Annotated in this window: 13 protein-coding genes; 11 read left to right on the forward strand and 2 right to left on the reverse strand. The window is 71.0% G+C overall.

What is annotated here, in order from left to right:
• Positions 1-144: 144 nt before the first annotated feature.
• Complete coding sequence (locus ACI2L1_RS00100) at positions 145-570, forward strand: hypothetical protein (RefSeq protein WP_404737022.1); 426 nt, start codon at positions 145-147, stop codon at positions 568-570.
• A gap of 2 nt (positions 571-572) precedes the next feature.
• Here ACI2L1_RS00100 and ACI2L1_RS00105 read toward each other — a convergent pair whose 3' ends face one another.
• A complete protein-coding gene (locus ACI2L1_RS00105) occupies positions 573-1253 on the reverse strand; it encodes a type III effector protein (RefSeq protein WP_404737023.1) in 681 nt (226 codons plus the stop codon).
• 143 nt (positions 1254-1396) lie between these two features.
• On the opposite strand from ACI2L1_RS00105, the gene ACI2L1_RS00110 reads away from it, so the two are divergent.
• The 3 genes from ACI2L1_RS00110 (at position 1397) to ACI2L1_RS00120 (ending at position 2838) form a co-directional block, all read left to right on the forward strand.
• Positions 1397-1831 (forward strand): Hsp20/alpha crystallin family protein, encoded by a 435-nt coding sequence (locus ACI2L1_RS00110; RefSeq protein WP_404737024.1) that lies wholly within the window; start codon positions 1397-1399, stop codon positions 1829-1831.
• A gap of 91 nt (positions 1832-1922) precedes the next feature.
• Positions 1923-2357: a DUF2267 domain-containing protein gene (locus tag ACI2L1_RS00115; RefSeq protein WP_404737025.1), complete on the forward strand. Its 435-nt coding sequence runs from the start codon at positions 1923-1925 to the stop codon at positions 2355-2357.
• An 85-nt stretch (positions 2358-2442) separates the two neighbouring features.
• On the forward strand, positions 2443-2838 hold the full coding sequence (locus ACI2L1_RS00120; RefSeq protein ID WP_404737026.1) for a DUF2267 domain-containing protein: 396 nt from the start codon (positions 2443-2445) through the stop codon (positions 2836-2838).
• A gap of 81 nt (positions 2839-2919) precedes the next feature.
• On the opposite strand, the gene ACI2L1_RS00125 is transcribed toward ACI2L1_RS00120, so the two are convergent.
• A complete protein-coding gene (locus ACI2L1_RS00125; protein WP_404737027.1) occupies positions 2920-4698 on the reverse strand; it encodes a PucR family transcriptional regulator in 1779 nt (592 codons plus the stop codon).
• A gap of 227 nt (positions 4699-4925) precedes the next feature.
• Here ACI2L1_RS00125 and ACI2L1_RS00130 point away from each other — a divergent pair, with 227 nt between their 5' ends.
• From ACI2L1_RS00130 to trxA, 7 genes are all read left to right on the forward strand, one after another.
• Positions 4926-5453: a general stress protein gene (locus tag ACI2L1_RS00130; RefSeq protein ID WP_404737028.1), complete on the forward strand. Its 528-nt coding sequence runs from the start codon at positions 4926-4928 to the stop codon at positions 5451-5453.
• Positions 5454-5537: 84 nt separating this feature from the next.
• Complete coding sequence (gene dnaK / locus ACI2L1_RS00135) at positions 5538-7454, forward strand: molecular chaperone DnaK (RefSeq protein WP_404737029.1); 1917 nt, start codon at positions 5538-5540, stop codon at positions 7452-7454.
• Positions 7455-7464: 10 nt separating this feature from the next.
• Positions 7465-8043: a nucleotide exchange factor GrpE gene (grpE, locus tag ACI2L1_RS00140; RefSeq protein WP_404737030.1), complete on the forward strand. Its 579-nt coding sequence runs from the start codon at positions 7465-7467 to the stop codon at positions 8041-8043.
• 6 nt (positions 8044-8049) lie between these two features.
• Positions 8050-9003, forward strand: a complete 954-nt coding sequence (locus ACI2L1_RS00145) for a DnaJ C-terminal domain-containing protein (RefSeq protein WP_404737031.1) — start codon at positions 8050-8052, stop codon at positions 9001-9003.
• Entirely contained in the window at positions 9000-9374 is a 375-nt protein-coding gene (locus tag ACI2L1_RS00150) for a chaperone modulator CbpM (protein WP_404737032.1), read from the forward strand. The genes ACI2L1_RS00145 and ACI2L1_RS00150 overlap by 4 nt, the downstream gene beginning before the upstream one ends.
• Positions 9365-12004, forward strand: coding sequence for an ATP-dependent chaperone ClpB (clpB, locus tag ACI2L1_RS00155; RefSeq protein ID WP_404737033.1), 2640 nt, complete (start codon positions 9365-9367; stop codon positions 12002-12004). The genes ACI2L1_RS00150 and clpB overlap by 10 nt, the downstream gene beginning before the upstream one ends.
• A complete protein-coding gene (gene trxA / locus ACI2L1_RS00160) occupies positions 12001-12459 on the forward strand; it encodes a thioredoxin (RefSeq protein WP_404737034.1) in 459 nt (152 codons plus the stop codon). The genes clpB and trxA overlap by 4 nt, the downstream gene beginning before the upstream one ends.
• The last annotated feature ends 5 nt before the right edge of the window (positions 12460-12464 follow it).

The following is a 12464-nucleotide window of genomic DNA, read 5'->3' on the forward strand; positions in this document are numbered from 1 at the left end:
ACCCGGCCGGTGGAGGGGAGAGGAGGCGGCCCCGTGAGCCCCCGCTATGAAGTCGTGCTGCGTCGAACCGGCCGATAGTGGGCCGTCGATGTCCCCAGCCTCGCCCTGCACACCCAGTGCCGCACCCTGGAGGGGGCGGAGGACGTGGCGCGCGGCCTCGTCGCCGAAGCCGTCGATGCCCCACCGGGCGCGATCGTCCTGGACATGATGGTGCCCGAACTGGCGCCGACGCTCGGCTCGATAGCAGAAGCGCGGCCCCGTCGTGCGGCAGCGCTCGCCGCCGAACAGCAGGCGATCACCGTCGCCGTCCACGAGCTCGTGGCCAACCTGCGTCTGAGCCAGGGTGACGCCGGCCGCCTGCTCGGCATGTCTGCGAGCGCGGTGGCCCCCTTCACACCACCGCGCGGCTCAGTGACCACCGCCAAGGTCGCGTCCCGCGACGGGGTGTGGGGATGCGGAGTTCGCGACTCCGCAATCGCCGCGATGAGCATCGCCGTCCGGACGGAGTTGTCCGGGCCGGGGTCGCTGTCCAGATGGGGAGACGGTGCATGCGGCCGACAGCGCTACTAAGGTCAGGCCCGATGCCGGCTCTGGTTGCCTCTGGGTCGGCGGAGCCGGTCGGTCTGGTGGGTGACGTCGTCGACGCGCGTGGCGAGGTCGGGGTGGCCGGAAGCCAGATACGCGTGCGTGGCCGTCAGGGGGCTGATGAGGGCGGCTACGTCGTTGTCGGCCAGGGCGGCGGTGAGTTCGGCGAGTGAGGGGTGGGCGGCTGTGGGGAGGTCGGTGAGCGCGGTGATCTGGCCGGCGAGCTGACGCAGGTCCCCGGCGTTGGCGCGGGCCCAGGCGGTGACCGTGCGGTCGGCGGCGCGGCTGTCGCGGGTGGCCCGTACCCGCTGCTCGCCCGTCGACCCTGGACTTCCGGGACGTACGCGCAGGTAGCGGCGCTCGGCCGCCTGGCGGCTGGAGACGCCGAGGGGGCGGGCGAGGTCGGCCCAGCTGGCCCCCGCCTCCCGGGCCGCCTCGATCAGGCCCGGTTCCCAGTCGGCGAGTTGATCGCGCACCTCGCGGAGCAGCAGGAGTGCGGCGAGTGCCTCCTGTGAGCCGGCCTGTTCGGGCTCGGGGCGCTCCTCGCCGCCCGCGACCTGAGCGGTGCGCAGGGTGTCGTGGATCGTGTTCAGCGCCGCGGCGGCAGCCAGGAAGGACGGTGGGGTGAGGCCGCGGGCGCGTGGGGTGGGCTGATCGTCAACGGTCATGGGTTCTCCTTCTCCCGCCGATACCTTCGTCGTCGTATCGATGACTTCCTAGTTGTCATCGCTTGGATGACATGTTACAACGATGGCAGATGAGCGCATTGGCAGCACAAAGTGCCTGACCTGAACGCTGGAGGTGTTTCACGATGTTGATGCGCACCGACCCCTTCCGTGAGTTCGACCGGCTCACCCAGCAGCTCCTGAACACGACCGGCACCTGGTCGCGGCCGTCGGCGATGCCGATGGACGCCTACCGGGAGGGCGAGGAGTACGTGCTCGCCTTCGACCTGCCCGGCGTCTCCGCGGACACGATCGACATCGACGTCGAGCGGAACATGCTGACCGTCAAGGCCGAGCGACGGCCCGTCTCCAAGGCCGACGACGTGCAGATGGAGCTGTCCGAGCGGCCTCTGGGTGCCTTCTCCCGCCAGGTCGTACTGGCCGACACTCTGGACACCGAGCACATCAAGGCGGACTACGACGCGGGCGTGCTGACCCTGCGTGTCCCGATCGCCGAGCGCGCCAAGCCCCGCAAGATCGCCATCGGTGGCGGCTCCGCGCGCAAGGAGATCAGCGGCTGAGTCCCCTCCCAGCCGCGCCGGAGGACGGGGCGGCCTCCCCCGCACCGCCCCGTCCTCCACTCGCCGCCGCACACGCACAGGAGCAGCAACGATGACCATGCGATGGGAAGCTTTCCTGGACCAGGTCAAGGAACGCGGAGACTACGCGACCACCGAGGAAGCCGCGCGGGTGGCCCGCACGGTGCTGGCGTTGCTGGGCGCGCACCTGGTGGGCGAGGTGCGGGCGGAACTGGCCGCCCGGCTGCCAGACGATCTGGCCCTCGTCCTGCTCAATCCGCTCCAGGCGCACGAGCCACTCTCCCCGGAGCGGTTCGTGCGGGCCACCGCGGCATGGATCGAGGGAGCCACGGAGCAGACCGCGGCCTGGGACGTGAGCGCCGTGCTCAGCGTCGCCGCGGATGCGGCGGGTGACGAGCTCACCGGCCGCATCCTGCTCCAGCTCCCGGTGGGCTACGACCTGCTGTTCGGCCACCCGCAGCGCGTCCGGCCCGCGGGCGGCGACACCCCTTTCCCCGACCCCGGGTGACACCGGTGTCACGACCACTTCAGACGAGAAAGGCAACCGCGTCACCATGATTTCCCAGCAGCAGCCGTGCCGGTCCATCGCGGGCATGACGTTCGAGCAGATGCTGGAGAGAGTGCGCTACGAAGGCGCATATGCCACCCGCGCACAGGCCGAGGAGGCCGTACGCGGCGTGCTGGCCGCCTTCGGGCGCCAGGTCACGGGGGATGAGCGCGTGGAGCTCGCGGCCAGGCTGCCGCACGAGGCCGCCGTCACCTTCACCTCCGAGATCCCCGCCACCGAACCCTTCACCGGCTGGGGTTTCGTCAAGGATCTGGCCGCCCGCACCGGCGGCTCGCCGGCCACCACCCGCTGGGACGCCGGGACCGTCCTACGCGTCGTGGCCCAGCTCGCCGGCGAAGATCTCCTCAGCCGCGTCCTCGCCCAACTCCCCTCCGGCTACGCCCTGCTGTTCGGGCGTGCCGAACTCACCCCGGCAGCCTGACTGAGGGAGGCCGCGCATCAGCCCTGCATGGCGGCCTCCGTCTCAAGCACCGATTCAGGACGGATACGGGGGAAGCTGCCGTCATCCTCGCCCGCCCAGCATGATCTTCCACACCCGCGTCGCCACCTGGAGGCTGAGCCGGGTGTCCACGTCCGCGAGGTCGCGGTCGCCGATCTCGCGGATGCGCTGGAGCCGGTAGCGCAGGGTGCTGCGGTGGACGGTCAGCGCGGTGGCGGTCTCGTCGTAGTTGCCCCCGCAGTCGAAGTACTGCGAGAGCGTCTCCACCAGCTGCGTGCCGTGCTCTGTGTCGTAGTCGATGAGCCTGCCGAGCCATTCCCGAACGAACACCTCGAGTTCGCGGCGGTCGCTCCCGGGTCCGAGGATCCGGTACAGGCCGAGGTCGTCGAAGAACGTCGCCCCGTCCCGCTCGCGCGATTGCCGGCGCACCTCCAGCGCACGCAGCGCCTCCTGATAGCCGGGCGGAATGCTTGCGGGAGACTCGCAGCGGCGGCTCACCCCGATCGCCCCGGCGCGGGTCCCGAGCTCGCGGGCCAGCGCCGCGTGCAGGGCGTCGCCGTTCGGTTTCACCTCGGTCAGCAGCACCACGCGGCCGCCGCGACGCGTCGCCAGGGCCCGAACCCCCACCGCCGCCGCCGCTCGTTCGACGGCCTGGGTGAAGGCGTCGTCCGCTGCCCTGCCCGGCCAGTTCACCACGATGACGTGGTGCGCCTGGTGCAGGTCGTGCCCGACCGCCTCGGATCTGGCGTAGGCGCTTGCCTCGTCCGTACCTTCCAGCAGGTCGTCGACCAGTTGGCGGCGCAACCGCAGCTCTGCTTCGGCGAGATTGTGCAGATGGGTCAGCTCCAGGGCGAGCGACCGCACGGCGTGCTCCAGGGCGAACAGGGTGCGCGCGTCCGCCGTCCCGTCCGGGTCGACGACGGCGAGCAGGCCGAGGACCTCGCCGCGGGGACGGGCCAGAGCGATCAGCCGGTCCTTGACTCTGACCGGCCCGGGGCCGATGGCAGCCTGCCGCAGCATCTCCTGTTGACGCTCCGCCGGTGGTGCCGGGTAGGAGTCGGGCCGGCCCGGACCGGCCCAGGAGCGGAGGTTTCCGAACCGGTCCTCTGCCACTACCGGCAGACCCGTGAGGTCGTGCAGGGCGTGGGTGATGGCGTCCTCGCCGCCGCCCTGGGCAGCGACGTCGGCGAGGGTCTCGTGCACGATCCGCTGTTGGTGCAGCTCGGACCGCAGGGAGTCAAGCTGCTGACTCGTGGTGGCGCGCTCACCCCGCAGCCGGTCCAGTTCCCGGGCATTGTCGTGCTCCCGGTGCTGCGCGGCCGCAAGAGACAGGGCCGCAGCGGTGAGCCGCATCAGCCTGGTGATCAGGAGTTGGTCCTGCTCCCCGGGCCGCAGCCGGGAGGAGACCACGAGGTAGCCGAGCAGGCGGCCGAACCCGCGCAGGCCGAACGCCCAGCCCCAGAGCTGCTTGGGGAAGGCGACCGGACCGTCGGCCTCGGCCAGCTCCCGCACCTGCCGGTCGACCGCCTCGCCTCCCTCGGACTCACGCGCGGACACCCGGGACACCCGGACAATCCCGTCGCCGGTCACCAAGTAGCCCGCCTCCAAGCGGTACGGACCGAGGGCGCCGACGTGGGCCATGGCCATACGGAGGATCTCGCTGCCGTCCGTGCTGCGGAACAGGGGATCGGACAGCGCCAGCAGCCCGTGCGGATCCGACTCCCCCGGCAGCTCGTGGGGCTCGTGCCGCTCGCTCTCCGAGCGGAGCGCACCGCCGGTCGAAGGGTCCGACTCCCGTCGGGAGGGGTGACGGACAGACGCCTGTTTCCTACGGCCGGCCATGAGATCACTCCGTTCTCACCGGCGCCGGAGAAGCGGTCGAGCGAGGCCTGCGTACCCCGCCGAGGCTAGTCCATCCGGCGGGGGCTCGCCTCAGCTCTCTCGTCCTCCCAGGACGACAGGACGGGCCGCGTTTCGACCTGCCGGGCGCAGGCACGACGCCCTTCCACGTCGCCACTCTGGGCCTGTGGGCATCGCTGGGTGAACCGGTCGCAGAAGGGACTGACCCCATGAACGAGCAGACCCGCAGGACCGTCGTCTCCCACCCGTCCTATCAGGAAGCCGAGCGCGCCGTCGACCATCTCTCCGACCAGGGGTTCCCGGTGGAGAGGGTGGCCATCGTCGGCCAGGACGTGCAGCTCGTCGAACAGGTGATTGGACGCATGGGGTACGGCGAGGCCGCGCTGCACGGCGCGGCGAGCGGCGCCCTGCCCGGCGCGCTCATCGGCTGGATCTTCGGGCTGCTGAACTGGCTGGACCCGGTCGTCTCCGGCCTCGTCCTCGCCCTGTACGGGCTGATCTTCGGTGCGGTCGTGGGCGCCGTGTTCGGGCTGCTGCTGCACGCGGCGCAGGGCGGCCGCCGGGACTTCGCCTCCGTCCGCTCCCTGCAGCCCAGCCGCTACGACGTCGTGGCGGACGAGGAGGTCGCCGACGAGGCGGTCCGGCTGCTCGCCGGGCTGGACGGCACGACAGCCGCCGACCGCAAGACCGAGCCGTGGAAGAGAGGTCGTCCACAGAGCGGATCCGCCACCACCTGAACGAGCACGGACAACCGGGCCAATGAACCGTGTGGCGAACGACGCCGACGGAGGCCGGCCCGCGCCGCGGAAGGAGTTCCCCTCATGGCCAAGGCAGTCGGAATCGACCTGGGCACCACGAACTCGGTGATCGCCGTCTGGGAGGGCGGTGAGCCCTCGGTCGTGCCCAACAGCGAGGGCAACCGCACGACTCCGTCCGTGGTGGCCTTCACCGACACCGGTGAGCGCCTGGTGGGTCAGCTGGCCCGGCGCCAGGCGATCCTCAACCCCAAGGGCACCATCTACTCGGCCAAACGGTTCATCGGCCGACGCTTCGACGAGATCTCCGAGGAGGCCAAGGCGGTCGGATACGACGTCGTCGAGGGCGACGGCGGCGCCGCCCGCTTCAACGTGCGCGACAAGCTCTACGCGCCGGAGGAGATCAGCGCCCAGGTGCTGCGCAAACTGGCCGACGACGCCTCCAAGCAACTGGGGGAAAAGGTCACGGAGGCGGTCATCACGGTGCCCGCCTACTTCAACGACGCCCAGCGCACCGCCACCAGGGACGCCGGACGGATCGCCGGTCTGGAAGTGCTGCGGATCATCAACGAGCCGACCGCGGCCGCCCTCGCGTACGGCATGGACAAGAAGGAGCACGAGACGGTGCTCGTCTTCGACCTGGGCGGCGGCACCTTCGACGTGAGCATCCTGGACGTCGGGGACGGCGTGGTCGAGGTGCGGTCCACCGCCGGTGACAGCCATCTGGGCGGCGACGACTTCGACCGCCGTCTGGTGGACCACCTCGCGGACGGCTTCCAGAAGGACAACGGCATCGACCTGCGCAAGGACCCGCAGGCGCTGCAACGTCTGTTCGAGGCGGCCGAGAAGGCCAAGACCGAGCTCAGTTCGGTGACCCAGACGCAGGTCAGCCTGCCGTTCATCACCGCCGACGCGTCCGGGCCCAAGCATCTGACCACCACGATCATGCGGTCCACGTTCGAGCAGATCACCGGCGACCTGGTCGAGCGCTGCCTGGGCCCGGTGGAGCAGGCCATGGGCGACGCGAAGGTCGGCGAGAACGACATCGACGAGGTCATCCTCGTCGGCGGTTCCACGCGCATCCCCGCCGTCCAGGCGCTGGTGCGGCGATTGACCGGCGGCAAGGACCCGAACATGAGCGTCAATCCCGACGAGGTCGTGGCCATGGGTGCCGCGATCCAGGCGGGGGTCCTCAAGGGCGAGGTCAAGGACGTCCTGCTGCTGGACGTGACCCCGCTGTCGCTCGGAGTCGAGACGCGTGGCGGCGTCATGACGAAGATCATCGAGCGGAACACCACCATCCCGGTGCGCCGTACCGAGACCTTCAGTACGGCCGCGGACAACCAGCCGGCCGTCGATGTCGTCGTTCTCCAGGGCGAGCGCGAACTGGCCGCCGACAACCGGGTCCTGGGTCGCTTCCAGCTCACCGACATCCGCCAGGCCCCGCGCGGCGAGCCGCAGATCGAGGTCACCTTCGACATCGACGCGAACGGCATCCTCAACGTCACCGCCCGGGACCGGGACACCGGCAAGGAGCAGGGCATCACCATCAGCGAGAGCTCCAACCTCGACCGCAGCGAGGTCGAGCGCATGGTCCAGGAGGCCGAGCGCAACCAGAACCAGGACCAGGCGCTGCGCGAGGCGGTCGACGCCCGCAACGAACTGGACGCGATCGCCTACCAGGTCGAGAAGCGACTGGGCGAGCTGGGTGATTCCGCCCCCGCGCACGAGAAGGCCCGTGCCGAGATGCTGGTGACCGAGGCCCGCGAGGCCGTCAAGAACGAGGCCGGCGTGGACAAGGTCCGGCCTCTGGCCTCCGAACTCCAGCAGGTCTTCGCGGGACTGGCGGCGCACCAGGCCGGAGCCGCCGCGGGCGGCCCGTCGGGCGCGGCATCATCGGACGGTTCCGGGCAGGGCAACGCCGAGCCGGGCGGCGCCGGTGGTGACGACGACGTGATCGACGCCGAGTTCGACAAGGGTTGAGGTGCCCGCCATGCCGATTCACCCCCAGGTTCCAGACCCGCCGCCGGAAGGCGCCGTACAGCCGCCGCGCGGCGACCTTCCCCCGCCCGGTCCGCCGTCCGAGGAGACCGCACCGGGCCCGGACGCGGCCACCGGTCCCGCCGCACCCGACGACGAGTACGCGGAGGCGCTGAAGGACCTGGAGGACCGCTGGCGCCGCGCCCTGGCCGACCTGGACAACCTGCGCAAACGCCATGCCAGGGAGCTGGAGCGGGAGCGCGCTGCCGAACGGGCGCGCACAGCCGCGGCGTTCCTTCAGGTCATCGACAACCTCGAACTCGCCCTGAGCCACGCGGCCGCAGAACCGGGAGCGATCGTCGAGGGCGTCCGGGCCGTGCGTGACCAGGCCGTGGACGTCCTCGAACGCCTCGGCTACCCACGCGACGCCGAGACAGGTGTGGCCTTCGACCCCACCCGCCACGAGGTCGTCGGTGTCGTCCAGGAGCCCGGTGTGGAACCGAACACCGTGGTCCAGGTCGTCCGCCCCGGCTATGGGGAGGCCGACCGGCAGCTGCGGCCCGCCGCCGTGACCGTGGCGAAGCGGGAGTGAGCGGCGATGGCACGCGACTTCTACGAGGCGCTCGGCGTCTCTCGCAACGCCGACCGGGACGAGATCCAGCGGGCCTACCGCACCCTGGCCCGCAAATACCACCCCGACGTCAACAAGGACCCCGGTGCGGAGGACCGGTTCAAGGAGATAAACGAGGCGTTCAGCGTGCTGTCCGACCCGGAGCAGCGGGCCCGCTACGACCGGTTCGGCGAGGACTTCCGGAAGGTCCCCGAGGACTGGGAGGAGCGGGTCGGTGCCGGTGCGGGAGGCGGCGGCTTCCGCTGGTCCTCCGGGACGGGTGGTCCGCGCGTCCGGTACGGCAGCACCGGCTTCGGCGACGAAGGCGTCGAGGGTGCCGAAGGCGTCGATTTCGAGGACCTGTTCGGCTCACTCTTCGGCGGTGCCGGGCGGATGCGCGTCCCAGGAGCCGACCAGGAGGCCGAACTGCCGCTCACCGTCGAGGAGGCGTACCGCGGCGGCCGCCGGTCCGTCACCCTCGCCGGGCCTTCCGGGCAGCGGCGCTACGACGTCGACGTGCCGCCCGGGACCACGGACGGGCAGCGTATCCGGCTCGCGGGCGAGGGCGGCCGCGGCAGTGGCGACGCCCCCGCAGGAGACCTGTATCTGCGGGTGCGGATCCAGCCGCACCCCCGGTTCCGCCTCGACGGCCGGGACGTCCACGTCCAGCTTCCGGTCACCCCCTGGGAGGCCGCGCTGGGCGCGACCGTGCCCGTGCCGACCCCGAGTGGCGCCACGGCGAAGGTGACCGTGCCCGCGGGGTCCTCCAGCGGCCGACGGCTGCGGCTGCGCGGCGAGGGCATGCCGGGCCAGCGCGGCGTGAACGGCGACCTGTACGCCGAGCTCCGCGTCATGGTGCCACCGCAACTCGGTGACCGGGAGCGCGAGTTGTTCGAGGAACTCGCCGCCGTCTCCTCGTACGACCCCAGGAGGACCCGATGAGCGACCGACCGGCAAGGACACACCGGCCGCCGGAGCGGACGGCGCCGGTGGCAGCACGCGTGCAGTACGCGATCGTGCCCGTGCCCAGGCTCTCCCTGGACACCGTGGCCCGTCGCTCGGGCCTGCATCCCGATCTGGTCCGCCGGTTCGTGGCCCTCGGGCTGGTGGACGCCGACCACGACGCCTCCGGACAGCTGACGTTCGCCGCCACGGCACCGGCCGACCTGGCCCGCGTCCAGCGACTGCGTAGCGGGCTGTGCCTCAACTACGCGTCCCTCGGGCTGGTGCTGGACCTGCTGGACCGCATCAGTCTGCTCGAAGCCGCCCTGCGCCGCACCGGCACGAGGAGTGATCTACCGCCATGGACATGAACCGCCTGACCCAGAGGTCCCAGGAAGCGCTGCAGGAGGCGCAGACCGCCGCCATCGGCATGGGGCAGACCGAGGTCGACGGCGAACACCTGCTGCTCGCCCTCCTCGACCAGGAGGACGGCCTGGTCCCGCGGCTGGTGCAGCAGGCGGGCACCGAGCCGAAGGTACTGCGCGCCGCCGTACGCGAAGAGCTGTCCCGCCGGCCCAGGGTGACCGGTCCCGGAGCGGTCCCCGGGCAGGTCTTCGTCACCCAGCGTCTGTCCCGCCTGCTGGATGCCGCCGAGCGGGAGGCCAAACGCCTCAAGGACGAGTACGTGTCCGTCGAGCACCTGCTGCTCGCGCTGGCCGAGGAGGGTTCCGCGACCGCCGCGGGGCGCCTGCTCAAGGAGCACGGTGTGACCCGTGACTCCTTCCTGGGCGCTCTGACCCAGATACGCGGCAACCAGCGCGTCACCTCCGCCAACCCCGAAGTGGCGTACGAGGCCCTGGAGAAGTACGGCCGCGACCTGGTCGCCGAGGCCCGGCAGGGCAAGCTCGACCCGGTCATCGGGCGGGACTCCGAGATCCGCCGCGTCACCCAGATCCTCAGCCGCAAGTCCAAGAACAACCCCGTCCTCATCGGCGACCCCGGTGTCGGCAAGACCGCCATCGTCGAGGGCCTCGCCCAGCGCATCGTGCGCGGCGACGTACCCGAAGGACTGCGCGACAAGACGGTGTTCGCCCTCGACATGGGATCGCTGGTGGCCGGCGCCAAGTACCGCGGCGAGTTCGAGGAACGCCTCAAGGCCGTACTGAGCGAGGTCAAGGCCGCCGAGGGACGCATCCTGCTCTTCGTCGACGAACTGCACACCGTCGTCGGCGCGGGCGCCGCCGAGGGCGCCATGGACGCCGGCAACATGCTCAAGCCCATGCTGGCGCGCGGCGAACTGCACATGATCGGCGCGACCACGCTGGACGAGTACCGGCAGCACATCGAGAAGGACGCCGCGCTGGAACGCCGCTTCCAGCAGGTGCTGGTCGACGAGCCGAGCGTGGAGGACACCATCTCGATCCTGCGCGGTCTGCGCGAGCGCCTGGAGGTCTTCCACGGCGTCAAGATCCAGGACACGGCGCTGGTCGCGGCGGCGACCCTGTCGCACCGCTACATCACCGACCGCTTCCTGCCCGACAAGGCCATCGACCTCGTCGACGAGGCGTGCGCCCGGCTGCGTACCGAGATCGACTCCATGCCCGCCGAACTCGACGAGATCACCCGCCGGGTGACCCGCCTGGAGATCGAGGAGGCGGCCCTGTCCAAGGAGACCGACCCGGCCAGCAGGACCCGCCTGGAGGAACTGCGCAAGGAACTGGCCGACCTGCGGGCCGAGGCCGACGCCAAGCACGCCCAGTGGGAGGCCGAACGGCAGGCGATCCGCCGCGTGCAGGACCTGCGCCAGGAACTGGAACAGGTCCGCATCGAGGCGGACGAGGCCGAGCGCGCCTACGACCTCAACCGCGCCGCAGAACTCCGCTACGGCCGCCTGCGGGACCTGGAGCGCCGGCTGGCCGCCGAAGAGGAGCAACTGACCGCCAAACAGGGCCAGAACCGGCTGCTGCGGGAAGTCGTCACCGAGGACGAGATCGCCGAGATCGTGGCCGCCTGGACCGGCATCCCCGTCGCCCGCCTCCAGGAGGGCGAGCGGGAGAAGCTGCTGCGCCTGGACGAGATCCTGCGGGAGCGGGTCATCGGCCAGGACGAGGCGGTCAAACTGGTGGCCGACGCCATCATCCGGGCCCGTTCCGGCATCCGCGACCCCCGCCGGCCCATCGGATCCTTCATCTTCCTCGGCCCCACCGGCGTCGGAAAGACCGAACTGGCCAAGACCCTCGCCCGGTCCCTGTTCGACTCCGAGGACAACATGGTCCGCCTCGACATGAGCGAGTACCAGGAGCGTCACACCGTCAGCCGTCTGATGGGGGCGCCCCCCGGATACGTCGGCTACGAGGAGGGCGGTCAGCTCACCGAGGCCGTGCGCCGCAAGCCGTACTCCGTGGTGCTGTTCGACGAGATCGAGAAGGCGCACACCGATGTCTTCAACACCCTCCTGCAGATCCTCGACGACGGCCGCATCACGGACGCCCAGGGCCGCACCGTCGACTTCCGCAACACCGTGATCATCATGACCTCCAACATCGGCTCGCAGCACCTCCTCGACGGCGCCACCGCCGAGGGCGAGATCAAACCGGACGCCAGGGCCATGGTGATGGGCGAACTGCGCGGCCATTTCCGTCCGGAGTTCCTCAACCGTGTCGACGACATCGTGCTGTTCAAGCCGCTGGGCGAGACCCAGATCGAGCGGATCGTGGAGCTGCAGTTCGAAGAACTGCGCAGCAGGCTCGCCGAGCGCCGTATCACCGTCGAACTCACCGACGCAGCCCGGGAGTTCATCGCCCACCAGGGCTACGACCCGGTCTACGGGGCGCGCCCGCTGCGCCGCTACATCTCCCATGAGGTCGAAACGCTCGTCGGCAGGGCCCTGTTGCGCGGCGACGTCCAGGACGGCGCCAACGTCCGGGTGGACGCCCAGCAGCACGAACTCGTCGTCACCTACGACCGGCCCGAGGGCGGCGAGGAGGCGAGGGCGGCATGAGCACCCTGCACGCGACGACCGTCACCTGCCCGCACTGCGGCCGCGGCAACCGGGTGCCCGCTGCCGCCGAAGGCCGGCCCAAGTGCGGCAACTGCAAGCAGCCACTGCCCTGGGTCGTGGACGCGGGCGACGACGACTTCGCCGAGGTCGTCGAGGAAGCCACCGTCCCCGTCGTGGTCGACCTGTGGGCGACCTGGTGCGGCCCCTGCCGCATGGTCAGCCCGGCACTGGAGAAGGTCGCCGGCGACCTCGCCGGCCGGATCAAGCTGGCCAAGGTCGACATCGACAAGAACCCCCGGCTTTCGCAGCGGTTCGAGGTCCAGGCCGTACCGACACTGCTGGTCCTCGACCGGGGGGAGACCGTCGCCCGGCAGGCGGGAGCCGCGCCCGCACCCGCCCTGCGCCAGTGGGTCGAACAGTCCCTCACAGGCCGGCAACCGGCCCCGGGAGGATGATCCCG

This window comes from Streptomyces sp. NPDC019531, from assembly GCF_044903305.1.
Lineage (GTDB): Bacteria > Actinomycetota > Actinomycetes > Streptomycetales > Streptomycetaceae > Streptomyces.